29 protein-coding genes and 1 tRNA gene are annotated in these 22,952 nt (G+C 59.5%); 20 read left to right on the forward strand and 10 right to left on the reverse strand.

What is annotated here, in order from left to right; translation table 11 throughout:
* Positions 1-38: 38 nt before the first annotated feature.
* Positions 39-632, reverse strand: coding sequence for a hypothetical protein (locus FHT76_RS02110; protein WP_259184011.1), 594 nt, complete (start codon positions 630-632; stop codon positions 39-41).
* A 151-nt stretch (positions 633-783) separates the two neighbouring features.
* Here FHT76_RS02110 and FHT76_RS02115 point away from each other — a divergent pair, with 151 nt between their 5' ends.
* Positions 784-1,728, forward strand: a complete 945-nt coding sequence (locus FHT76_RS02115) for a hypothetical protein (protein WP_259184014.1) — start codon at positions 784-786, stop codon at positions 1,726-1,728.
* Between the two features lies 1 nt (position 1,729).
* Positions 1,730-2,239, forward strand: coding sequence for a DUF4031 domain-containing protein (locus tag FHT76_RS41260; protein ID WP_310503263.1), 510 nt, complete (start codon positions 1,730-1,732; stop codon positions 2,237-2,239).
* Positions 2,240-2,290: 51 nt separating this feature from the next.
* On the opposite strand, the gene FHT76_RS02125 is transcribed toward FHT76_RS41260, so the two are convergent.
* Positions 2,291-3,520, reverse strand: a complete 1,230-nt coding sequence (locus FHT76_RS02125; RefSeq protein ID WP_259184015.1) for a transposase — start codon at positions 3,518-3,520, stop codon at positions 2,291-2,293.
* 261 nt (positions 3,521-3,781) lie between these two features.
* Between FHT76_RS02125 and FHT76_RS02130 the strand changes: the two genes are divergently transcribed.
* Positions 3,782-3,976: a hypothetical protein gene (locus FHT76_RS02130; RefSeq protein WP_259184017.1), complete on the forward strand. Its 195-nt coding sequence runs from the start codon at positions 3,782-3,784 to the stop codon at positions 3,974-3,976.
* A gap of 171 nt (positions 3,977-4,147) precedes the next feature.
* Here the strand turns inward: FHT76_RS02130 and FHT76_RS02135 are convergent, their stop codons facing one another.
* Positions 4,148-4,438, reverse strand: coding sequence for a hypothetical protein (locus tag FHT76_RS02135; RefSeq protein WP_259184018.1), 291 nt, complete (start codon positions 4,436-4,438; stop codon positions 4,148-4,150).
* A 449-nt stretch (positions 4,439-4,887) separates the two neighbouring features.
* Here FHT76_RS02135 and FHT76_RS02140 point away from each other — a divergent pair, with 449 nt between their 5' ends.
* Genes FHT76_RS02140 through FHT76_RS02150 form a run of 3 tightly spaced genes read left to right on the forward strand, consistent with a single transcriptional unit; the run spans position 4,888 to position 7,311 of the window.
* Positions 4,888-5,640, forward strand: a complete 753-nt coding sequence (locus FHT76_RS02140; protein ID WP_259184020.1) for a response regulator transcription factor — start codon at positions 4,888-4,890, stop codon at positions 5,638-5,640.
* A 1-nt stretch (position 5,641) separates the two neighbouring features.
* Positions 5,642-6,697 (forward strand): ATP-binding protein, encoded by a 1,056-nt coding sequence (locus FHT76_RS02145; protein ID WP_259184022.1) that lies wholly within the window; start codon positions 5,642-5,644, stop codon positions 6,695-6,697.
* A 59-nt stretch (positions 6,698-6,756) separates the two neighbouring features.
* Positions 6,757-7,311, forward strand: coding sequence for an RDD family protein (locus tag FHT76_RS02150; RefSeq protein WP_259184023.1), 555 nt, complete (start codon positions 6,757-6,759; stop codon positions 7,309-7,311).
* A 129-nt stretch (positions 7,312-7,440) separates the two neighbouring features.
* Here the strand turns inward: FHT76_RS02150 and FHT76_RS02155 are convergent, their stop codons facing one another.
* The 3 genes from FHT76_RS02155 to clpS form a co-directional block, all read right to left on the reverse strand.
* Positions 7,441-8,406, reverse strand: coding sequence for a hypothetical protein (locus tag FHT76_RS02155; protein ID WP_259184024.1), 966 nt, complete (start codon positions 8,404-8,406; stop codon positions 7,441-7,443).
* A gap of 123 nt (positions 8,407-8,529) precedes the next feature.
* Positions 8,530-8,841 (reverse strand): DUF1127 domain-containing protein, encoded by a 312-nt coding sequence (locus FHT76_RS02160; protein ID WP_259184025.1) that lies wholly within the window; start codon positions 8,839-8,841, stop codon positions 8,530-8,532.
* Between the two features lie 139 nt (positions 8,842-8,980).
* Positions 8,981-9,286, reverse strand: coding sequence for an ATP-dependent Clp protease adapter ClpS (clpS, locus tag FHT76_RS02165; protein ID WP_259184026.1), 306 nt, complete (start codon positions 9,284-9,286; stop codon positions 8,981-8,983).
* A gap of 131 nt (positions 9,287-9,417) precedes the next feature.
* Here clpS and FHT76_RS02170 point away from each other — a divergent pair, with 131 nt between their 5' ends.
* From FHT76_RS02170 to FHT76_RS02195, 6 genes are all read left to right on the forward strand, one after another.
* On the forward strand, positions 9,418-10,434 hold the full coding sequence (locus tag FHT76_RS02170; RefSeq protein ID WP_259184027.1) for a hypothetical protein: 1,017 nt from the start codon (positions 9,418-9,420) through the stop codon (positions 10,432-10,434).
* Positions 10,435-10,454: 20 nt separating this feature from the next.
* A complete protein-coding gene (locus tag FHT76_RS02175; RefSeq protein WP_259184028.1) occupies positions 10,455-11,447 on the forward strand; it encodes a hypothetical protein in 993 nt (330 codons plus the stop codon).
* Entirely contained in the window at positions 11,444-12,403 is a 960-nt protein-coding gene (locus FHT76_RS02180) for a hypothetical protein (RefSeq protein WP_259184029.1), read from the forward strand. The genes FHT76_RS02175 and FHT76_RS02180 overlap by 4 nt, the downstream gene beginning before the upstream one ends.
* Positions 12,404-12,456: 53 nt before the next feature.
* On the forward strand, positions 12,457-13,494 hold the full coding sequence (locus FHT76_RS02185; protein ID WP_259184030.1) for a hypothetical protein: 1,038 nt from the start codon (positions 12,457-12,459) through the stop codon (positions 13,492-13,494).
* Positions 13,491-14,531 carry a hypothetical protein gene (locus FHT76_RS02190; RefSeq protein ID WP_259184031.1) on the forward strand — a complete coding sequence of 347 codons (1,041 nt, stop codon included), beginning with the start codon at positions 13,491-13,493 and terminating at the stop codon, positions 14,529-14,531. Before FHT76_RS02185 ends, FHT76_RS02190 begins: the two co-directional genes overlap by 4 nt.
* Positions 14,532-14,605: 74 nt before the next feature.
* On the forward strand, positions 14,606-15,274 hold the full coding sequence (locus FHT76_RS02195; protein ID WP_259184032.1) for a hypothetical protein: 669 nt from the start codon (positions 14,606-14,608) through the stop codon (positions 15,272-15,274).
* A gap of 1 nt (position 15,275) precedes the next feature.
* On the opposite strand, the gene FHT76_RS02200 is transcribed toward FHT76_RS02195, so the two are convergent.
* Both FHT76_RS02200 and FHT76_RS02205 read right to left on the reverse strand, forming a co-directional pair.
* A complete protein-coding gene (locus tag FHT76_RS02200; protein ID WP_259184033.1) occupies positions 15,276-15,710 on the reverse strand; it encodes a hypothetical protein in 435 nt (144 codons plus the stop codon).
* Positions 15,694-15,957: an ABC-three component system middle component 6 gene (locus tag FHT76_RS02205; protein ID WP_259184034.1), complete on the reverse strand. Its 264-nt coding sequence runs from the start codon at positions 15,955-15,957 to the stop codon at positions 15,694-15,696. Before FHT76_RS02205 ends, FHT76_RS02200 begins: the two co-directional genes overlap by 17 nt.
* Positions 15,958-16,186: 229 nt before the next feature.
* Between FHT76_RS02205 and FHT76_RS02210 the strand changes: the two genes are divergently transcribed.
* The gene (locus FHT76_RS02210; protein WP_259184036.1) at positions 16,187-16,471 is read left to right on the forward strand and encodes a hypothetical protein; all 285 of its coding nucleotides are present in this window, start codon (positions 16,187-16,189) and stop codon (positions 16,469-16,471) included.
* A gap of 54 nt (positions 16,472-16,525) precedes the next feature.
* On the opposite strand, the gene FHT76_RS02215 is transcribed toward FHT76_RS02210, so the two are convergent.
* A tRNA-Ile gene (locus FHT76_RS02215) sits at positions 16,526-16,601 on the reverse strand.
* 175 nt (positions 16,602-16,776) lie between these two features.
* Here FHT76_RS02215 and FHT76_RS02220 point away from each other — a divergent pair.
* Positions 16,777-17,145: a response regulator gene (locus tag FHT76_RS02220; protein ID WP_259184037.1), complete on the forward strand. Its 369-nt coding sequence runs from the start codon at positions 16,777-16,779 to the stop codon at positions 17,143-17,145.
* 77 nt (positions 17,146-17,222) lie between these two features.
* Complete coding sequence (locus FHT76_RS02225) at positions 17,223-17,432, forward strand: cold-shock protein (RefSeq protein ID WP_259184039.1); 210 nt, start codon at positions 17,223-17,225, stop codon at positions 17,430-17,432.
* 181 nt (positions 17,433-17,613) lie between these two features.
* On the opposite strand, the gene FHT76_RS02230 is transcribed toward FHT76_RS02225, so the two are convergent.
* On the reverse strand, positions 17,614-17,883 hold the full coding sequence (locus FHT76_RS02230; RefSeq protein WP_259184040.1) for a hypothetical protein: 270 nt from the start codon (positions 17,881-17,883) through the stop codon (positions 17,614-17,616).
* On the opposite strand from FHT76_RS02230, the gene FHT76_RS02235 reads away from it, so the two are divergent.
* The 5 genes from FHT76_RS02235 to FHT76_RS02255 all read left to right on the forward strand — a co-directional run bounded on the left by FHT76_RS02235 (position 17,876) and on the right by FHT76_RS02255 (position 22,755).
* The gene (locus FHT76_RS02235; RefSeq protein WP_259184041.1) at positions 17,876-18,547 is read left to right on the forward strand and encodes a hypothetical protein; all 672 of its coding nucleotides are present in this window, start codon (positions 17,876-17,878) and stop codon (positions 18,545-18,547) included. The genes FHT76_RS02230 and FHT76_RS02235 overlap by 8 nt on opposite strands.
* 103 nt (positions 18,548-18,650) lie before the next feature.
* Entirely contained in the window at positions 18,651-19,556 is a 906-nt protein-coding gene (locus tag FHT76_RS02240) for a hypothetical protein (RefSeq protein WP_259184042.1), read from the forward strand.
* Positions 19,557-20,591 carry a hypothetical protein gene (locus FHT76_RS02245; protein ID WP_259184043.1) on the forward strand — a complete coding sequence of 345 codons (1,035 nt, stop codon included), beginning with the start codon at positions 19,557-19,559 and terminating at the stop codon, positions 20,589-20,591.
* Positions 20,592-20,704: 113 nt separating this feature from the next.
* Positions 20,705-21,721, forward strand: coding sequence for a hypothetical protein (locus tag FHT76_RS02250; RefSeq protein WP_259184044.1), 1,017 nt, complete (start codon positions 20,705-20,707; stop codon positions 21,719-21,721).
* Positions 21,718-22,755 carry a hypothetical protein gene (locus FHT76_RS02255; protein WP_259184045.1) on the forward strand — a complete coding sequence of 346 codons (1,038 nt, stop codon included), beginning with the start codon at positions 21,718-21,720 and terminating at the stop codon, positions 22,753-22,755. The genes FHT76_RS02250 and FHT76_RS02255 overlap by 4 nt, the downstream gene beginning before the upstream one ends.
* Positions 22,756-22,952 lie beyond the last annotated feature (197 nt).

A 22,952-nucleotide genomic window follows, 5' to 3' on the forward strand; every position in this document is an offset into this window, starting at 1 on the left:
TGTCCTTCCGAATTCAGTCGCGAACGTCGAGCGTCCGCCTATCGTTCCATACCGTGTTCGCGGGCGATCCTGCCCGCTTCGTCTTCAAGCTGCTGCGCCTTGGCGATCAGCTCGGGATTTGGCATCGCCCGATTGATGTCCCGAAGCTGCTGTGCCGCCATTCTCCTCGAACGGACCTCAAGCTCCGGATCGAAGTCGCTTCTCGGCGGTTTTGGTTTAACCGCCAGCGGCGATTCGACCTTCGTCTTCCGGCGTCGCACCACCGTTCTGTCTCCAAGCCGTTTGGCACCGGTCACGTACTGGGCGATGGACTGACCCGACCCGTCTTCCAGCGGCACCCATTTGAGGCTCACAGGAAAGTCGGGCTTGGCGATGCGCATCCATTCGTCCGTATAGGTGATCCAAGGCTCGTAGTTCTTCGGACCGTCGAAGGCGGGACTGACACGCTTGGTGTTGACGCCATCGATATTGTACATCGATACGTCCATCTTGCAGATGCGCTTGCCGCCTTCATCCACCCAGCGCGCGCGGACAACCCGTCCGATGCGCGGGTAGGTCAGGTCCTTCGTCTCGACGAAGTCTCCCGGCGCGACGGGGAGGACCGGCTCTTCCTGATCATCGATAGCGCTCATGAACGTCCCCGTAACATCTCTAGTCTTCTGATGGACGAAGTCTTTCTTTGTGTCAACATTATTCCGTTAAATGAAGACGCCGATTGACGATTTCCGTTGATTTTGCCGAGCGGCTATGGCTTAAAGGCGCACGAAACGAATGGAGACCGCGATGACGAAATCGAAGACGAAGTTCAGCTACGCTCAACTCGCTCTGGCCGATTGGCTGGTGGAAGATGCCGCGAACCGTTTTGCCGTCGTTTCCACCGATCACTATAGTTCCAAGTCGATCGGCCTCTACCAGGTCACGGAAAACGGCGTCGTCACGATCGCATCGGCGTCCACAGGGTGCGAAGACATATCCCTTATCGACCGCCTCGGCGGCTCTCTCGAGATCAAATACACGCCACTTGTGACGGACAAGGTCCTCGTCGGCTTTCACTCGCAATTCTCCCGCGACGGAGACGACAATGGTTTCAAGAAATTCATGAAGTCCATCGGATACAAAGGCTTTGATACCGTTCACGGCGGTATGCTGCTGATGCGCCAGACCGATACGTCGATGCAGCGATGGGAGATGGAGTGGAAGGCTGCGTTCGCCGCCCTCAAGGCCAAACGCGATGGCCTGCGCGCCGATGTCGGCCGCACCGTCATCATCGGGGCCAAGTGCAAGGTCCATCCGCGTGTTGACGCGGAAACGAAAAAGTCGCTGCCCTACGGCTTCTTGCTACCGGTCCCGGACCTCAAGCTCGTCCGTCCGACGTGGAAAGCGCGGGTCGTCAAGGAAACGAAGGAGCGCCTCTACGTTCAGGACGTGGTGCGTATCCGCGACACCGACGGATCGGGCGAGCACCACAATCCGATCCGCGGCTTCGAACCGAACCAATATGTCGAACGTGAACACGTGATGGTCGACGGAGCGACAGAGCGTGCCGCCCAGACCTTGCTTTCCGTCGACACCGACCGCGTCGAAGCCTACTACCAGTCGGTCGACAACGCTCTGGCCGTCGCGTTGGAGCCGCTTCTCGCCCTGCACGCCCGCCTGTTTCAGGCAGAGGGCATGCACGACGACCTCATGCGCGAGGCCATCGAGGCGTCGACGGTCGAGAAGAACTGAAATGGCCGTCTACGTCGACCGAACCAGGAACAAGCTTGGCCGGATGATCACCTGCCACATGCTCGCCGACACGCTCGACGAGCTTCACGCCATGGCAAAACTCATAGGTTCGAAGCCAAGCTGGTTCCAGTTGTCGCGGACGGGGGTTCCTCACTACGACATCCCCCTGTTCCGAAGGGCGGACGCCATCCGCCTCGGCGCTATCGAGACCAGCCGACGGGAAACGGTTGCCATCATGGAACGCACCCGGCTGCCTGAATACGACCAGCGACGCGTCAAACCCTCAAAAGCCGAAAGCGCGACGACCATCGGAACGACGGAACAGAACGTCAGCGAGACCACCAAGGACGAGCTTACCTGTGATCGGTGCGGCGGCTCCGGTTACGATCCCGACCAGTCCATCGCGTCCGACGGCCATGCCAGCCACGTCGATCCCGTCGCCTGCGAAATCTGCCTCGGCAACGGAACCGTCATCGATCCTGTCGACGATCATTTCGGGCTTGGTGCATAAGTGGTTGCTGACGTCCGTCCTCATCACCTCCGCTTCATCCGAATTCGGCATTCACGCCGCCTTCGACGATAACCTCGCCTTGTCCGCCCACGCCGCGAAATGCGGATTGGACATCCTTGGGTCGGCCGGAGCGCCCCGCTCCCCGGTATTTCGCTCGACGTGCTGGGTGACCAGCATGTCGAGGACATTGCTCCGAACGCCACGCTTCGCGGAACCGATAGACCGGAAACGTTCCGACCCGATATTCCGCGCGGCATTGACGTCCGCATGCAAACTCCTTCCGCACCAGCGGCAGGCGAACACCGCCTGCGCCTTCCTGTTGCGGCGGTCGACATAACCGCAGCACGAACAGGTCTGGCTGGTGTAGGCTGAGACAACCTCGTGGGTCTCGACGCCGAATTCCTCTTTCAGGGCCTGGAGCTTCGCTCTCAGCACGCCGCGGCCGCAGTTCTGTAAGATGCGGTTCATCCGACGGGACAGTTCTGGGTACTGGAAGTTCAGTCGCTCGAGGAAGATCGTCGTAGGCTTCCGAACCGACACGAAGCGGTTGAGGATGCGGCGAAGCTCGGTGGTGATGTAGCCACGCAGTCGCGTCACATGCGCGACGTAGCGCTTGGAATCGCGTGGCTTTCCGCCGGAACGCTGAACGTGTTTTGCGATACTAGAGATCGTCGCGTCGATCGACTTGAGCTTGCGGAGAAACTCGCGCCCCATGAGGTCGCCGTCGTCGGACGCGAACATCGTCACCAGACCGAAATCCAAGGCTTTCGGTCCAGTTGCGTCCGCCGCATAGGCATTGCGACGCCGCTCGAACGCGCTACCGACATCAGTTACGACACCGACGGAGATACGACCGCTCTCACGGTCTTCGATGATTTGAAAGGTCTTCCTCCGTTCGCCCTGTCGCGCTGAGAAATAGTCGTTCGAGCGCATCGGAATGTGGATGCGGCGCGATCCACGCTCTTTGGACTTGACGGTCATTGTAAGCCACAAGTCGTGAGACGTAGCGGTGCGCGATTCGTCAAGTTCGGCGATGCGGCTGTCGACAACCATGCCGATCCGTTTCATCGACGGCTTACGGTGGCGCGACAGAATATGCGACATGATCTTGCGCGCGAGGACGCGTGTTGAGCGCGGGACCTCCACGCCTTCGACCTTTACGGAGCGTTCTTGGTCGAACCAAGCTGAGGCGCGATTGACGGTGAATAGCTCGCGGCGGAGCGGGTCTTCGATGTTCGAACCAAGGACTGTATCCACGAAGTCGTTCTGTCGGTTGGACATGAATGACTTTAACGTGCCCAGCGCCTGGTCCCTGGCCATTTGAACTTGTGCCGCCCCGAGTGACAACTTCATCGGTGCAAGACAATCGTAAAGTCCAGGTGGTGTGGGCAACACCCTTTTCTTGGGCTTCTCTCCATCTTCGATCTGTTGCGGCGCAGGAATCTCGATCCCGTGCTTCAGCGCGATCTGTCGGAGAATTCCAATCCGGGCCTTTGCTCCGTCTTTTCGATATTGAGTGGCTGGGTCAAGAAATGGATCGAAATGTCCGCGCTCGAAGAAACAGCGCCATTGAAGTCTGGAATAAACACCTGCTGCGTCGCGCCAACCAGTCAGCATGGCGCGAAGATCGCGCTCTTTCCCGGCGTTCATGAAGGTTGGAAGTTTATCGCACCGCAGGACGGCGGGCGTCTCGCCCTTCTTTCTCTGTCCCGCTTTAGCCAACTGCAAACTCCGTAATCGTGTTCTGCTAACGTTCTACCGGAGTGGCGGTGGCCAGGCAAGTTGTCAGCAACCACCTGTGCAACAGAACCATCATTTCTACGCGCCGCGCCTGATCGGCCGTCGATCCATGCCATCTCCGACGTAGTAGCCGACCTCGTCAGAATTGAGGACCTGAACGTTTATGGATTAGGCGGCTCGCATCATGTCGATCATCGTCGCGACGATACTCGGCTCGATATTAATGGGAGCGCGGTCCGTCCTCGCGTCCGACAAATGCGGTTCACGGCATGAGTCGTCCACGTAGTAACCCCACTCGTCCATGACGACGATGAATGGAGATACTGCCACTGGTACGGTCGCCGCTTCCGGCGAGACGTCCGCCACGCCTTCGATCGTGCCGCCGAATGGAAATGTGGCCAGCGACGCGGCCGCCATCGCACCAGTCAAAAGTCCTCGCCTCGACAGCTCCGTTGCCATTTGCATTCTCCAATTCAAAGCAGACGTGCATTGTTCTTGTAAATCGAAGACATCGTCAACGGATTGATGTCTGAGCGCGGACAAAAAAAGACCTCCGACGCCAGGACAAGCGCGGAGGTCAGGAGCGTTCATCGAACACAGTCAGGGCCTCAAGGACAAATCGGCCAGACCGCCATCGGCAACATGAGGAAGGATACCCATCAGAACTCACCGATACGGGAAGAAACTCTCGCCTCTTCCATGACTTCACTATAGCGCGCGTGGCTTTCCGGATGATTTCAGGAAACCCCGTTTACGATTACTGGACCTTGAGTTTTGTTGCCGGATTGTTGCTGCGATACCGCCGAGACATGAAATCACAAGGCACGGCAACGGTTTTCGCTTAAATTTTCGCTTCCACGTCCTGAAATCTTCGCCCACAATTGTCTCGAAACCAAGGCAAAATTCCCATGAGCGACACCCCGCATATCCTCATCGTAGACGACGACAGCGAAATTCTGGAACTCCTTTCGAAATATCTCCGCAGCCAGGGCTTCGAGATCACCGAAGCTTCGTCGATCGGCGATTTCAAGAAGAAGCTCGCCGAGATGACCCCCGACATGGTGGTTCTCGACATCATGCTTCCCGACGGCTCCGGCCTCGAGACCTGTCGCGACCTTCGGCTGTCGGGCTTCAGGACGCCGATCATCCTGCTCACCGCCGTCACCGAGGAAGTCGACCGTATCCTCGGCCTCGAGTTCGGCGCTGACGACTACATCGGCAAGCCTTTCAATCCCCGCGAACTGGTCGCCCGCATCCGCGCGGTCCTGCGGCGCACGGGAGAAGCGCCGGCCGCACCGCAGGCGCAGGACAACGAACGCGAAAAGGAAGCCGATGAGGGCAAGGCCGGCGTCTACCGTTTCTCCGGCTTCACCTGCGACCCGTCTGTCCGTGGCGTCTACGACCACAACGGCAAGGAAGTCGAACTGACCGGAGCCGAATTCGATCTCCTGCACGTCTTCCTCGATCGCCCGCAGCGCCTGATCTCCCGCGAAAACCTTCTGGAACTGACGGGCAAGAGCCTCAACACGTTCGACACCACCATCAACGTGCTGATCAGCCGCATCCGGCGGAAACTCCGGGAAGCAGGCGCGCCGGACGAACTGTTCCGCACCGTCCGCAACGGCGGCTACCAGCTGACCGCGCGCGTCGAGAGGGCATGAGGTGAAGGGCTTCAGGACACAGGTCACGCTCCTTCTGATGACGGCGCTGATTTTGATCAGCGTCCTGTCGATCCTCGCCACGATCGTCGTCTACAAGGGCAGCGCCAACCCCGAGCCGCGGTACGTCTACCGCCTGCAGGAGCCGAAGGAGGACGGAGCGAAGCCGTTCGTGTCCGTCACCCCTGTGCAGAGCGACTGGGAACCCGACCTTATCATCCTGATACTCTATGCGGGCCTGATCGCGGCATCGTCCGCGGTGGTCAGCATCATCGCCGGGAACATGGTGGTGCGGCCGCTGGAAACCCTTCAGAAGGCCATAGAATCCGTGGACCCGCAGGCGATCATTCCACAGATGGCCGAGCGCGGGGACGGCGCGGCCCTCATCACCGTCCGCCTGCTCAATACCTTGTCGGACACCCTGCGCAACGCCATGGACAGCCGTATGCGCCTCGTGGCGGCGGCCGGACACGATCTGAGGACTCCGCTGACCAGAATGCGCCTCAGGGCCGAAATGCTCGAAGACGAGGCGCAGCGGAACAAGTGGATCGACGACGTCGACGAGATGATGCACATCGCCGACAGCGCTATCTCGCTGGTAAAGGAAGAGGTCGGCTCCAAGGAGCGCACGACGATCAGGTTCGACGAGCTTATCGAGGATATCGTCGCCGAGCTCGACATGATCGGCCATCACGTCCAGATCGACCGTCTCGACAGGGCGGAGATCGCCGGAGGCCCGCTGGCCATCAAGCGGGCGATCTCGAACCTTCTCGTCAATGCCTGCACCCATGGTGAAAAGGCTTCTGTCTCCGTCATCGCGGACAACGACCAAGTCATCTGCGGCATCAGAGACGAAGGTCCAGGCATTCCCGAAGACGTCATCCACAACGCCTTTGAGCCGTTCTTCAGAGCCGACCCCGCACGTCGCAAGTCGGTGAGCGGCGCTGGTCTCGGCCTTGCCATCGTCAAGGAAATCGTCACCCGTCACGGCGGGACCATCACGCTCGCGAACAGGCGGCCGAACGGCCTGTATCAGGAAGTAATATTCCCCAAGGCGTGACCGTTTGCGGCCGGCAGGGCCGCGAAATAGTCTTTTAGGCATCGAGCGGGGAGAACGCGATGCCTACGACCATCACCATCAGGATAGCGGACGAGCCGGCGACGGCACCAAGGCGCTTGTTCGCGCGCTATGTCGATCTAAACCTCGCCGCCATCCTGGTCACCCTTGTCGCCTTCCTCGCGGCTACTCTTGGCCTATTCCCGATGGGATCGCAGCTCTTGATCGCGGTCCTCTTCATGGTCGGATGCACGGTGGTTCTGGCCGCGCAGCAGGCCGTCTTCGGCAACAGCGCCGGAAAATACATCGCGGGCATCAAGGCGGTCCCGACCCAGCCCCGCGAGCGCGATTTCTCCTTCTTCATGGAACGGGAATTCAAGGTCCTGATCCTCGGGCAGGCGTTCGGCCTCCAGATCGCCTCCATCATCGCCGGTTTCGTGAGTCTCTACTTCCTGCGCAGGGACGGAACGACCCACTACGACCGCAACCTGTCGACCGTCATCCGCTACTCGCACGACAACAGCAGGCTCTTCTGGCTGATTCCCGTTTTCGCGCCGAGCGTCGCAGCGACATTGTTCGTGTTCGCAGCACTGGCACAGCTATCGGTCGAGGCGTGACATGAGGGGCCGCGGCACAGTCAGGCTTTCCCGCGCAGCCTTCAGGCGGGCGTTCGACGACGTCGTCCTTCTGCGGCCTCTCGCGGCAGCTTTCCGCCAGCTGCTCGCCTCCTGCGGCATCCGTAAACGCTAGCGGTCCTTTTTGAGGCTCGCGAGAAGGTCGGCGAGCATGTCGCCGTGCTGCCCCTTCTTCTGCTCGACCCTGGCCGCCATCCGTGCGATGATCGGCATGATCTCCTCGCAGACAGATTTCCCGATCTCGTTGACCTCGAGGGCGTACTCCTCGTCAAACGCAACGAGTTTGGCGATATCGGCGTCGGTCGCATTGTCGAGCATGAGGAGTTCACGTTCGACATATTCCTCGCGGCCGACCTCCGTCGTCATGCCCCACTTCGCAATCCGGCCCCCGGTCATGGTGGCCGCATCGCGTACTTTAAAGCGCTTTTCGGTCTCAGCGACGATCGTCGCCACCATGCAGGGACGCAACACACTGTGACTGGGCAGCGTGAAGTGATAGCCGGCGGGCAGGACGGCGGCGAGTTCCTTCGTGATGATCGGCTGGATCGAGACCATCCTCCCGAATACCGCACGGCGTCGCGTGGCAGCCTCCTTCTCGCGGAGAGCGGCCAGAAGCTTTTCCCGGCGCGCCTTGCCGCTTTGTGCATACCATTCGCGGGCCCAGTCGTTACCGATCTCGTAATAGACGGAGCCGAGGTTCCATTTTCCGGGGATGTAGATGTCGGCGACCTTGTCCTCGAATGACACCGTCGAGGCAGCCATGTTTGGATAGCGGCGCTCGTAACGACCCAGGATGCCGGCCTTAAAAAGGTCCCACGGATCGAACTTGAAGCTGCCACCGAACTCGTCGCGCGCAGCCTTGGCGATGTCGCTCTTTTCATCGGGATGAAATGCGGACACGGGGAGAAGTCCGTCCTCAGCACGAGGCGCGCCCGTCTCGTAGAACTTCCTGGTCTTGCCGGTGTCGATCATGAAGCGTCGCGTTCCAGACGGAGCGTCCAGCAGCCATGCGACCAGCGACAGCTGGCGGAGATTGAACAGGCTCGGGCGAGGGAAGTTCGTGTCTTCTTTTTTCATGCTGTCGGCATAAAGACGGAAGCCTGAAAAGTCAAGACATCCGCGATATTTCATGACCCCAGAACGAAAACGGCCCCGCGTATGTGGGGGCGCGGGACCGTCTTCAACAGGTGTGCTGGCTTATCAGGCAGCCAGCTTCACCGTCTCGTTCGCCTGGGGGCGGAAACCCGATTTTCCGCATGCCATGCGGAACTGTGTGCGGCGGTTCTCTTCTGCAAGGATCGCCAGCCTTTCGCCGCAGCTGCCGCTCGGTGCGTTCAATGCGGTGTGAACGTCGAACCGGGTGACTCCGATGTCACGGAGAAGGTGGTCTCCGAGGCTCAGCATGTCACGCATCCCCTGACGGGCGCGGCGAGCTTCGATGTATTTGCGGATGAAACGCGAGATCGCGTTTCCCTTTGAATTGCATGCGTTGTCGTTCGCTACAGCGGTCATTTTCTCTCAATCTCCATGGATTGAGTATAGATTGCTGCGAGACGACGCGGCCGGCAAACGAATCTATTGCATACGAGCAATGCATCGGCTGCACATCATTAAGGCAATCAGGTCTCTGATTTGCCCGGTTTTTGTGCTTTCACGGCTGGGCTTCGACTTCGAGGCGGAGAGGGTGCTGCTCGACGCGCGCCCATTTCATGACTTCAAGCGCCTTCGTCTCGGCGATGTCCTTGGTGAACACGCCGCAGATGCCCTTACCCTGGGTGTGCACCTGCATCATGATCGCGTGAGCCTCGTCGCCGCCCTTGTTGAAAAACTGCATGAGCATCAGCACGACGAATTCGAACGGCGTGAAGTCGTCGTTGTACATCACGACCTGATACATCTTGGGTCGCTCAAGCTTTACGTCTTCTCTTTCGAGAAGGTCGAGATCGTTGGTCGGCATGGTTTTCGTCCCTTAATTGAAGACCCTGATTATAGCATCGCCACCGATAATTCAAGAACCCATTTGCCCGCTCTGCGTGGGATGCAAAATGCATCCGCCTGGCATATGGTCTCCTCAAAGGAGAATTACGCATGCAGATCACCTTCGAACTCGCGCACCGCAACAGCGCCGTCAAGACGCGCTCCTCCATGGGGGAGCGTTACCTGACGCTCAGCGAGCCCGTCACTCTCGATATCGCCGAGGTGGCGGACATGGAAGCTCCCATCGCGGTTACCTGGAACACCCACGAAGGACCTGCCCACACCCGGTGGTACGACGGACGGCATTTTAGGGCGGTCCGACGGGGAGACAATGCCGCCGAACTTCTGGCGGGACTGCCACCGGTGGACGGTCGTCGCCCCTATCGCCCGGACGAGGGCTTCACCCGCGGCTTTCTCACGTACTCCGAAGGCAACGAATACAGACTGACCGATCCAAGGCTCGAACATTACGATCAGGCCTCGCGGCGGCGGGCGCTCGCCAACGCCGCTGAGTGGGCTCGCAACTGCCTTGTGGTCGACGGGAAGATGTACATGGCATGCGCGGAGCCACGCTACAACGTTTCCTCTTGGGGCATGGACGTCGAGACCAACTGGCCTGCCGATCCAGGCACGCTTTCCAACGACCACCGCCCCAACACCATCAACCATAGCCCCTGGTTTCATACGGAGCGCTTCTGCCTCGACGATGTCGACGAGGCCCTTTCGATGGCGAAAACGTGGTTCGACAGGGATATGATCGAACCCGCCGATGTGGTGGTTCACATCCCGTCCTCAATCGGGACCGACCACAGTCGAGCCATTCTCCGCGAAGCCGCCCAGTTCATGCTGGATGCCCTCAACAAGCATCCTCTCGACACCATCCCGCCGGCGATCCTTCGCGGAATCCTTCCGGTCAGCGAGTTGCTCTGGCAGAGAGATTGGACCGATGTCGATTACGACCTCTTGGCCGAGGCAGTCGACGCCGCGCGCTCGGCGGCGCAGCGGGGTGATCCGGCGATGGACATCTACGGGCGGGATGATCGCCAGAGGCTCGACGAGGCGCTGCGCCGCTGGTTCGATTCCGAAATCACGCTGGACGTCTCGCACAAGGAACTGCCAAAACCATGAGGATAACGGTGGAAGCACGAGTGGATGCGTTCGCGAAGCCAAGGGGCAGCGCAGGCTCGTTCAGGAACTTCCGTGAACGGGTGGCGGTCGAAATCCGCGAAGCATCTCCAGAGGAAGCTCCGGTTGCCATGCAATGGGACGGCGGACGGGCCGGTCCCATGGAAACCCGGTGGCACGACGGATCGCACTGGGCCATTCTCGACCGCGAGACCGACGTAACACGCCGAGGGGTGACGGCAGCAGAAATCTTCCGCATTTTCGACAGTCCGATGGATCGGAACTTCTACTCTCTAATCCGCGGCTATTTCGAAAAGTCTGATTACAGCAGCGTCGACCTGGACCGCTCGAAGTTCGTCGACTTCGATGACCGCAGTCTCCTTCAGGCGCATGAAAACGTGCGCGCCTGGGCTGACGATTGTCTCATCGTCGACGGCATGCTTTACACCCGTTGCCCCGAGCCGATGTACCACGTCGGGGTCGGGGGCATCACGGTCGTGATCGAAAGACCGAAGGAGACACGGGAGGGCCGTCGCTTCGAGACCATCGCCAACCCGTTCAGAACCGCAACCCTCTTCCGGGCCGACCGATATGAAGAGGCGGCGGCGACCTTTGCCGCCGCTTGGCCAAATCAGCCGCTTGCGCCGGAGCCTCCCATCACGGTTCTCGTTGAAGAAAGCCTCGTTGTCGATGCGGACCGCGACTGTCTCGTGAACACCTGTATCGATGCGCTGACCATGTTCAACCGCGAATCCATGATGACTATTCCTCCTGCCGTGCTGGCGACTTTGGCCCCGATCGCGGCATGCCTCTGGAACACGGCCAAGGTCGATGTCGACGCCGATGCCGCCCACGCAGCACTCACTGGGCTTTCCGAAGCCGTAAGAGCAACCGGCTACGACCTGTCCCACATGGACGGCAATCCTTCCTGGGCTATCGACATCGCCATTGATCGATGGGACAACCGCCCCGTCGCCCTGCCATCCATGACTGCTCCAGGAGGACCCAGGCGTTGAAGATCGCGGTCACGATCCACTACGAGGCCATGTGCAAGCCTCCCGGCTCGTCCGGCTACAAGGGCAGGTTCTACGAGACTGTCGAAGTCGAGATCGCGGAGACAACGACGGCGGACGCCCCGGTGGCGACGGAGACCCGGCACGGCGAAAAAACACGCTGGTTCGCTGACCGCCACTTCCTGCCGCGGCATGACCAGGAACGGCTGGAAGGACAGCCAAGCCTCTCGACGTCGGAAATTTTGGAAACCCTGGAGAACGGGTCCGTTTACAGCATGACCGACGGCTACGGGTGCTTCGACTGGAAAACCCGGCCGTCGAAGTACGAGGCGAGCCGCTATGCGGAGTTCGACGACCGTGCGCGCCAGAAGGCGATCGACGAGGCACACCTCTGTTACGACCGGATGCTGCTCGTCGACGGAGAATTCTGGATCGAGTGCGCGGAGCCGTACATTCTCCGTGAGGAGTTCGTCACGAACGTTTGCCACGACTTCCTGACCGACAACGACTCCGGCCGCCCAAACCATCGACATCATCATTGGCTGATGAATTCCAAGATCGACCGCGCCGACAGTCAATCGGCCGAGGGCTACATCACCGTCCTAATCCCAGAGAGCATCAAACGCCAGCCCGAACGCGACACCATCATCGACGCCGCCAAGGCTATCATCGAGGATTACAGCTACACTCATCTGGCGGACGTGCACCCGTATGTGTTCAAGGCCTTGGCTGACGTTCACGCCCTTTACGCCGGTCGCACCAGGGACGAGATCGACTGCGACGCGCTCGTCGAGCCAATCAACTGGCTGGTGACCGAGATGGAGCGAAAGGAGCGGGAACCACGCATCGCGAACCCGAGCAAGCTCGACGGATACCGGAAAGCGGTCCAGCGCTGGGTCGACCGTGACGTGTCGATCAACGACATCCTGCCAGCCGACAAGGTCACGCCCCGTTTGTGATTTGCCCGTCGCGGACATACCTTTCGGACAAACATAGCCGCCGGAGAATTCGCATGCTGTTCAACGTCCCGCTCGCCTACACGGTCAAAGGAACGCCAAAGGGCAAAAGGACCGAGACCACCGAACAATACTGGGAATATGTCGAGGTCGACATCCCCGTCCTCACCGACGAAGCGGCCCCGCTCGCGGTCGAATGGGACGACAGCATCCCCGCCGATTGCACCTGGCATCGATACCGGGACGACTGGGAAAATGCTCAACGGGTGCCGGAAAACGGCATTCATGCCATGCGCATGAAGGAAGGGGAATTCTACCTGAGACGGACCGACGGACTGACGCCCGACACTCTGGCGAGCAAGCTCAATCCCCATGCCGATTTTCGGATTTTCGGCGAGAATTTCATCCACTACGACAACAAGAATGCCGAAAAACCCGTCGATCAATCCGCCTATCGTCAGGACAAGGATTTTTCGTCGACCTTCGACGAGGAGGTCAGCAAGCTTCGCCGCGCGGCCGAGCGCGTCTTCATCGTCGGCGACGAAATCTACGAACCCTCGTCGGAACCGGTCGTGACCAAAGTTTCGTATCAAATAGACGGCAATGCCGTGAAGACCATTCCTCGAATCATGCCCAACCATAAACTGAAACCAACGACGATCACCTACCGCATAGACAAATACGCCCAAGTCGTCGCGGAAATTAACGAACACAACGCGATGTACAGCCTTCGAAAGAAGGACGTGATCACGATGGACCGCGCCCCGACGGTCTACCTAGAAAGCGCGGCGAGTTTCAACGACCTCGAGGTCAACTTCGTGAATGCGGTTCGCGCCCACATCGACCGTTTCAGCGACCACACGAAAGTGAAAACGGTCGATCCGGACTTCGGCATCGCCTTCCTCCAACTCAGAAAGGCATTGGCCGAATTCGAGAAAGTCGGTGTTATCAACGCATTGGAGGCGGCTGCCGCGAATCTGATTGAGAGCTTCCCCGAGGAAATTCGCCACGACAACCTCGTATACGCATATCGCGAATTCGCAGACCGGCCGGTCGATACGCTTTCCTCCGGTTCGTGGAGGAATAACCAGTGACCGAGCATGCCTTCGAAATTCCGTATGTGTTCAAGGTTATCGGCACGCCTTCGCGCGGCACCAAGGAACGCTCCGAACTCGCGTTCGAAACCGTCCAGGTGAAGGTCAGCGTCGTCGACATCGAAGACGCTCCCGTCGCCGCTGCGTTCAACGCGCCATTCGGCGGGGACACCTACATCGGCGAGAGAGGACAGGTATCGCTGAGGGCGTACGAGGGTCGTCTTTACGGGAAGTCGCTATTCGAATACAACGACGCAACGCTCGGTGTCACTCCGGATATGCTGGCCACTTTCCTCGAGCGGGGCATTTACGAAGTCGAGAACCCCCTCAACCTCAGGCATGTTCTCATAGATGCCCCCGAGACCCTCCAGAGAGGGCTGTTTCCCGAGAAAGACGACGGCAACCCTATACGCCCCTTCGACGAAAAAAGGTGGACGAGGTGGATGTCGCCGGACCGTGCGGAAAAGCGTGCGAAGACCGAGGCCCTGTGGGACAGCCTGATTGTAATCGACGGGATGTTCTGGCGCGCCGTACCGCAGCCTGTCTACGTACTCGACTGCCACGCCGAACCATCGGCCTTGATAATGTCTTTGCCCGCAGCCACGAAGAGAAGTCGCAAGGACCACATCTTCGGTCTCGCGGAATGGGATCGCATGATCGAAGCCTCCAACGAATACTGGGGCAGCGATCCCGACGTGGCCAGAGCGACGGTTTTCATCGAGGAACACTTCGCTTACGACAGCTCGACGGAGATATTCATCGAGCTGATGTCCAAGGCGATCGACCATGACGGCGACCTCCTCAAGTCCTTCGACGTGGATTCGATGTGCCGCTGGGCGGGCATGCGCGACGCGCTGGGACTGGCACGCACGCTCGAGTTCTCATCCGCGACGCTCGACGCGCTTGCCGCGTCGGCGGAACACTACGTTTGCGGCCCTAAGGCTAGCCAGCACGCCCAAGGCCTGATCGCCGAGGCGCTGAAACTGCACGACGGCCAGTCGATCGACATCCAGGTGAACCACGGCCGCAGACCGTAAGGCGGCCGGCGGCGGATTGCTTGTCAGTTTCAAGGGCAGGGCGGATCATTGTCCCAACAACGGGAGATCACACGATGACCGCTCTTTCAAAGTTTCTGGACCGCCACGGCCTCGACGAGGGCTTCAGGGCAAAGGCCGGCCTGTTCGCATCGATGGCGGTGGTCGCGGCCGCGACCCTCTTCGCGCCCTTGCAGGCCGTGGCAGGCGAGAGCTTCATGCCTGACAGGGACAGCCCGATCGGCGGCGCGGGGATGGCGCAGCGTATGGCGATGATCGCCGACCGTACGGCCGACCGCCTCGAAGACATGAAGACGATCCGTAGAGCGCTCCACAACACGCCGGACCTGGCTCGCCCGCGCGACGGACGGCTCGCAGCCGACATTCTTATTCAGCTCAACAACCAGCTTTACCAGGACACGCCGTATCCTGAACTGGCCCGTTTCGACATGACGAGGCTTGGACTTCCCGACACCCTCGAAGAGGGAGCGTCGATGGAATACGCCGCCTCGTCGATCAATTTCCAGAAGAAGACCTTGGCTGACGCGACGAACGCGCTCGAACTGCTTGTGGACGCCTATAGGAGCGGTTCGCCGCGCGCCGTCAAGCAGGCGGTCGCAAGCTTCGATCAGGCGATGACGACCTACGGCTATTCCGAAAGCCAGGTCGTCCAGTCGATCCGTTCCAGCCTCGACGAAATGCGGTCAGACGACGGCTGGATACGTGGCAAGCAGGTCGATTTCTGACCTAGTTTCCCGGCAGCTCCACAAGACGCGCCTCGGCTGCCGCCACGTCGGCCGGGCGACCTTCTGTATCATTCGACAGCACCGCCAGCAGCTCGTTTTTCCTCGCCTTGAGGACCTTCAGCCTCTGCTCGCATTCGGCCATCCGCTCCAGATAGTCGTCAACCTGGTCAGCGAGGTGGATTTTCCGGTTGGCCGAAATCGACGCATGAAACGCGCGCACATCGTCGAACCTCTGCTTGATCGCTCCTGGCATAATCACGCCGACCCGCTCGTACATCGCAATCACCTGTCTCTCGCGATCGGCACCCTGAACATCGTCAGGCCTACGGAGATGGGCTATATGCCCGCCGTACATGGAAAGCTTTAGGGCGATCTCCGTCCTCTCAAGTTCGATCTCCCCCAAGGTTTCCAGAATGCTATCAGGTTCTATCCGCATTGACGTGGTCTTTCCGCTTGTTCGTGAGATGGATCGTCCCGTCGTCCTGGTACACTGCGCCAATAGCATAGAGGAACGAGATAACGAGGGCGATCATGTCGAAATCTATAGGGACGCGGCGGCCCGTGTTGAGGCGGTCCATAATGTCGCTCGGCGTGCAGGCGGTCTCCACGAGCAACGCCAGGATTTCGCCGCCGATGAAGATAACCGAGCGTTCCGGCGGCAGGAATTTGGTAGGTAGGATCATTATCGCAACACCATGTGACAGCGAATGATCACCCGGGAAAACCCCTCCGGCAATCCCGCATGAATTCCTCTCGCAAACCGTTGAAGTCAGCAGGGAACACCTCGACAGAAACACGTGAATCTGTGCTTCTCTTAGTGTCAAAAATCCGAAGTTAGCAGGCCGCAAGAGCCACGAAATGACGACATTTGCCATTTAACGCGAGGATCGCGATGAGATTCACGAGTTAAGGGTGCGGACAGGCTTGGGGATTTCCAAACTTCGATGCGTCAGGTTTCTCGCGGGCCAAGCGCGACTGGCGGCAAGCGGCCTGGCGCAGGGCATAGACGCGCCCACGGCCCAGCTGCAGGCCATTTTCCAGCTGTCCAGCCTGATAGAGCGAAACGCGCTCGTCATGACCTACAGCGATTGCTTCTGGCTCATGGGCGTCCTGATCCTCGCCATGACGCCCGTCGTCCTGCTTCTCCGCAGACCGAAGAACGGCGGTGCCGGCGAAGCCCTGTCGGCCGGTCATTGACGCAGGGCGCGCCTTGCGTCGCCGCAAGCGAAGTCTGTAATTTCTAGGTAGAAATGGTAGGTCCGGCAGGACTCGAACCTGCAACCGATCGGTTATGAGCCGAGGGCTCTAACCATTGAGCTACAGACCCTTACCATTGCATCACCATTTAGGCAGACCTATCGCGGCTGTCAATATTTTATTTTTGATTCCTGCGAAATAAATTAAGACTCCGAAGAACTTTTTTCGTGCACGCGCGTTTAACCCTCAACAATAAAAACAAAGACGCCAGATCGTCATCGCAGTCCGATGGAAGGATAAAGGACATGCAGGCATCGCAGAAAACCGTTCTCCTGGTCGAAGACGAACCCCTGATTCTAATGGATGTCGCCGATACGCTGTCGGAGGCCGGATTCCAAGTTATCGAGGCGCGCTCGGCGGACCGAGCCGCAGCGATGCTGATGACGGGTCTCGCCTTCGACATTCTGGTGACCGATGTCGACATGCCGGGAACACTGAACGGCCTCGCTCTCGCCGCCTTCGTCGCGGTGAGCCGCCCGGATGTCGACATCGTCGTTACATCCGGCCGGGACGTTTCCCATCTGATCCCGTCCGTTGCGACGTTCGTACCCAAGCCCGCGCGACCCGACCGGCTCCTATGCGCAGTATCCGGTAACTTGCCCATCGCCGCCTGAGAGGCGATGGGCTTGCCATCTTCGTCTTTCGAAGTATAGTTCCCGCGCTGTAAGGCAAGATCGAGGGGATTACTTGCATGGCCAAGGGTACAGTCAAGTTCTTCAACACCGACAAGGGTTTCGGCTTTATCAAACCAGACGACGGCGGGAGCGATGTCTTCGTCCACGTCTCGGAAGTACAACGGGCCGGCATACGGTCACTCATCGAGGGTGACAAGATCACGTACGAACTCGCGCCGGGTCGGAACGGCCGTTTGGCAGCGTCGGAACTCGCCGTACGCCACTGAATATCGGCTATTGCTACAGGTTGCGCCCAACGTCATGATCCTTCGCAGATACTTGCGAGGGAGCAACGATGGACAAACCCGGTCTGGTAACGACACGCACCGACAACAAGCTGGCGGTTCCGTCCTTCGGAGACGACATCGGAGCATGAGCATCCGCGATGGGCCAACCCATCGCGGCCTCTCAAGACAGGCCGAAAGCGATTTCGGAGGCCTTGTCCTTGCACCGACGCCAAACCGTAGCGCTTGCGATTTCGGACTCCATGTCGCCGAGGCGCTTCACCTTCCTCTTGGCGGTGACATGCTCGCGCCTCAGCGCCGGCGGTAGAACGCTCCAGTGCTTCTGACATATCCATTCGTCGCCGAAGTCGAGAACCCGTCCGTCCACGACGACGAGATCGGGATCGTGCCTCCGAGTACGCTTGCAATGGGGTATGCAGCAACTGATGCGCATCGTCGTGCCTCCTGACGACCCAATGGTCGTAGCACCCGCCACCGGCGGCAATACGATCCCCGTCGCCCAAAGCTTGTTCCTTGTTGCCCAAAGCCACACCATCGTGGATCAGCAGACGATGGAGTGGGGCATGGCCCGTTTCACTTTCAGGGAACTCGACGCGTTGTCGAAAGACGCCATTCTGGCCCTTTGCGCCATCGAAGACCTGCGCGCCGATCTATCTGCCAGTGTCTCCCAGCGCGCCGAAATGATGGCGTCGCACGCCGCATGGGTCAGAACGATGGACCAGGAAACGCTGGCGTCCGCAGACTGGAATTCCTCGATACGATCTAACTTCGACCTCTACGCCGAGCTTCGCATCAACGACATCGCCTTTGACCGAATTCCCGACGCGCCCGTTTTCTCGATCGAAGACGTCGATGCAATGTCGGACCAGGAAATCATGGCGATCGCGGAGGACGGCGGCCTCGACCTCGAATTGAGCGACGTCAGGCGTGACACGATGCTGCGCGCTCACGCCGCATGGATCGAGTCATTGTCCATGGACCAGCGCGAGGCTCGCACAGGCGGGAATTCGAGAACCAACTGGGAACTCTACTCCGAGGTCAGGATAAACGGCATCCCACCCATCCGACCTACATTGGTCGCCGCGGCCGGCTTTTGACAGGAAGCCGACGATGACCAGGAAATCTATTCCCTTCCTTCACAGGTACTTCGGAACGACCCCAAGAAACGCCGAAGCTCGCCTTATCAATGCTTGGGACAGTGTGGAACTGGATATTCCAGAACTGTCCCCCTCAGAGTTCACGATCGGGTCGAGAACTGGTCTCGACCGCGTTACCTATTTCCGTGACGGTTCGCACTGGGCGTTTTTCGACGGGTGCCTGGGCGATGCAACCCCACACACACCTCTGTCCCGGCTTTCGAACTCGTTGATGGAAACCTTGTCAAGTCGCATCGGAGCCAGCCACTTTTTCGACGAAGGCGCGCTGAGGATAAAGCCAAGCGACATCATTCTGAAAACGCCCAACCCGGCGTACATCCTTTCCAGCCAACGAGACTCGATCATCGACCGGCTGTCGGGGTACGTAGAAGGTAATTTCGCCGATGTCGGCGGCAATCTGGCGGTACGGGTCCACGAACCTTCCCTCACCCTGCTGATCTGGAAGCATCGCAGCAAAGCCGAGCCAAGCTACCTGTCGATCCAACTGGCCGACCACAGACCCTGGCAGACAAACCAGTTTTCGGCCGGGTTACACGTCCCCATCGACCGTGGCCGCGAACTGATCGCGCTCGCCAGATCGTTGATCACACCCGACGACGATCTGTCGGTGAATGTGAACTTGGACGAACTGGAACTGATGACCGAATCCAGTGAGGAGATGAGCGAGCGGTCGCTAATCGCACTCGCCGACGACATCGTCGGACATAGGACGGCCGAGCAGGTGAACTCAAACCAGGCGCTGGCAATCATCTCCGAAATGGCCGCGAAGCCGATGATAAACATTACCGACGCCGACTACGCCAATTTGATCGAGGCGATGCACGCGTTCCATCCCAAGCTCAAACAAGAGGAACGACTGATGCTTCGGCTGGCGGAGGATCAGTGGAACGATCGACCCCTCAACGCCCCCGAGATTTCCAGACTGCCTGCCGCCGGAAGGAGCCCCTGAATGAGCCCCGTCAAAATGCCGTTCCTGCATCGTTTTGTCGGCAGGACCCCCAGAAGCAGCGAAATCCGGCATCTTGCGGCATGGGATATCGCTGAGGTCGAAATACCCAAGCGCGACGTCAGCGAGTTCGAGATCGGATCGAGGCTGGCTGCCGACGAGGTCCTGACATACACCACAGGTGCGGACCACTGGGCGTATGCCGACGGCCACGTGATGCCCGTGTCGGGTAAAGGGTCGAGCGACGCGAAGGTTGAGGACACCAACAGGGGTGACCTCGTCATCCTCATGAACAAGATCGGCGGAGCGAAGTTCTTCAATGAAGGAGCGTTTCTCCTCAAGGACCCCGAAATCCTCTCGAAAACTCCGTCACCGCAATACGTCGAGGTCAGCCAGCGGCAGGCAATCGTCGAACGGATCGCCGAATACGCAGGTGAGAATTTCGCGGAAGTCGACGGCCACCTCCTTACGAGAGTTCACGAGCCCTCGCTTTGTCTCAAGGTTTGGAGGCGTCCGAACGTCGAGGGCAAGTGCTATCTGCAGATGCTCCAGCCGCTCCTCGTCCCATGGCAGGGAACCACGCACAATACAGGCCTCCATTTCGGCCTCAACGACATTCGAGAGATTGAAGAACTCTGCCGGTCCCTCATCGGTCCCGAATTGATTTGCGATGAACTCATTCACATGTTCGACCGCGACCGATACGCGGACATGGCCTGCCACGTAGATCAAATCGAAGACATGCGAACAAGATCGTTGCTCGGGGTTGCGGCAGGTATTGCCGGGAAACGCGTGCTGAAGACCTCGACCTACACCGAAACCTTCCGAATGATTTCCGACCTGAGCCTGAAGGCGGCATCGGAGCTGACGGAAGCGGAGGGCGGCGCGGTTCTGGATGCGCTGAACGCCGGCCCTCAGTGGTGTCACCTAACCTCTGCCGAACGGCTGATGGTCAGGCTTGCCGAAGAACAGTGGGACGCACGTCCGGTCAATACGGCAAGTCTCTTGATGTCCCCAGGTCTCCATCGAACCCCTTGACGGCACCCGATCCTGGCGGCATTCGATACACCACCATCTTCGCCGACCGAGGCTGACGGGCTTGTCCATTGCCGCACCATGGATTTCGATAGGAGCTCAAACGGAATCCCACCATGCGTATCGAAATCCCTTTCCTCTCTGACATCGTCGGCACAATCAAAGGCGCACAGGTTCGCGCTCTTGCGAAGGCCACCACACAGGTCGAGCTTCGGGAAATCGATCTGCGCGACGCGCCCGAGGCCGTAATCTGGAACAATGCCGATAGAGCATGTCCTCAAGGGCAAGCCCCAGTCAGGTGCGGGCCCGGTAGCCAGTCCACTCGCTGGCTGGACGACTGCCATTGGCTCGCGATCGAAGCGCGCACCCCCAGGGACCTGGTCCAGTTCGGAATCATCGAAGCCATCCATGGTGGCGACCCCGGCAAACTCGCCGCAAAAGGCGGAGCCAAGACGCTCGGCTCGGCCCGCAAACAGTTCGCCGACATCCATTCCGACAACACGGACGACACAGCCCGCTACGCGACGGAGTGGGCCAAGCGGAACATCGTCACCGCCGGAGACACGGTCCTCATCCGTTGCCATGAACCTCACTACGTCGTCGGCTGCATGTTCTCGAACGGAAGGGCCGTCGGACCCCTGCTTGAGCAGGTCATCCCGACCGGCTTCGTTCGACGGAAAGCGTTCCCGATCGAACACCTTTTCGCAGCCGACGAATTGGACGTCGCGTGCGCGGTTCTCAGCCGGATCGCCGACGACGGCATCAACCCCGATTACCTCGACGGCTACACCACGGATGTGGAGTTCGACATCGCGATACCCGACTCCATCCGCCATCCATGGCACGCCACCAGCGCGGCGATCGCGATCGACCGGCTGGTCGAGACGGGGAGAGAACGTCTCGACCAGATGTCCACCGACGACGTCAGGCAGTGGATTTCGCTCGCCAGGATGCGCGACGCCGGCATCGACACGGAAGAGAAGGCCTTGGCCGCGATGCAGGTCGCGGACCGCATGCAGCTTTCGTTGCGCGTTTCGCCTACCCTCGTCCGGCAATTCAGGGACCGTCTCCACATGTCTGTCTACGGCGTGAACCCGAACCGCGACATGACAGTCGGAGGACCCACGCCATGATGATCAAGCACACCTTCGTCAACCGGATCATCGGCGTCGCGGCCGGCGGCTTTCGCGATGTCTCCCTCAACTACGTCTACGACAGCGCGGCGTTCAATCTGATCGACCGGGACCCGAGCGACTTCCCGATCGCCACGCGACATCGCGGCATACAGAATTCCAACAGGCTGTTCGCGCGGGATTACACGACCCGTTGGCACGACGACAGCCATTGGACGCATGTCGGAGACGCCGGTCAGATGAGACTGGAGACCGCACTGGAACCTCTCGGAACCTCCATCGTGGCAGGAAGCCCAGACGGACAACAGGTGTTCCCGTTGGATACCGCGTTCAAGGGGGTCGTGGAGAACATGCGGGATGAAAAGATCGTGGCCGTCCAGAGCCATTTCGACCGCAATATCGCTCTGATCGATGGAGAAATCTGGCGGCGGGCAAACGAACCCTGTTATTGCCTTAGGCTGGACGACACGAAAGACGGCCGGAAGGTCATGGGAGTGTTCCGGGAGTCCGCTCTGGTCGAACACACCTTGTCGGGACGTATCAAGAATTTCGATGACCGCGGCTATCGAGGCCAGCGCTTTCGCCTCGACGATGCCCACGGTTTCCGAGAGGCGGTTCTCGACCACATCGACCTTGGTTGGACATTGCAAGGCTCTGACGGCGTTGAATGGGGTGTCCCCGACATCGAAGTCCTCATTCCCGAGTCCATCGCGCTCGACCCTGAAGCGCAAACCGTCGTCGATATCGCCTGCAGCCTCGTCGAACCCGCGCGACGCAGAATGAAAGAGATGTCCTACCAGGAGCTGGACGCCGCCTGCCTGCTGTTCGACGCCTTCGAACACACACGGCCGGAAAGCGGGCGCTTTACCGAAAGCCAGATTGGCGACCTCATGGATGCTGTCCTATCCCTGGCGAAATACGACTACAAGAACTCCGGCATCAGTCCCGCGGCCCGGGAACTCGCTGCCGAGCGCTGGGAGAACCGCGCCATTGGCGATTTCCTTCCGGTGAGGAGCCATGACGCCGCCTTTTGACGTGGCGGATTTTGTCATGAAAGTTTCACAGACCGGCCCATTGCCGGACACCGAAAAGTAATCCACCATTTTAATCAGGAAACGAGATTTCCTGATTAAAAACGAAAGGAAACTGATTGGACCCATTTATTTCGACTACGATCTCCGTCATCGGCGGGATCGCATTCATCGCTCTCTTCGTGGAGCTGTCGGCAAGG

This window comes from Rhizobium sp. BK176 (assembly GCF_024808055.1).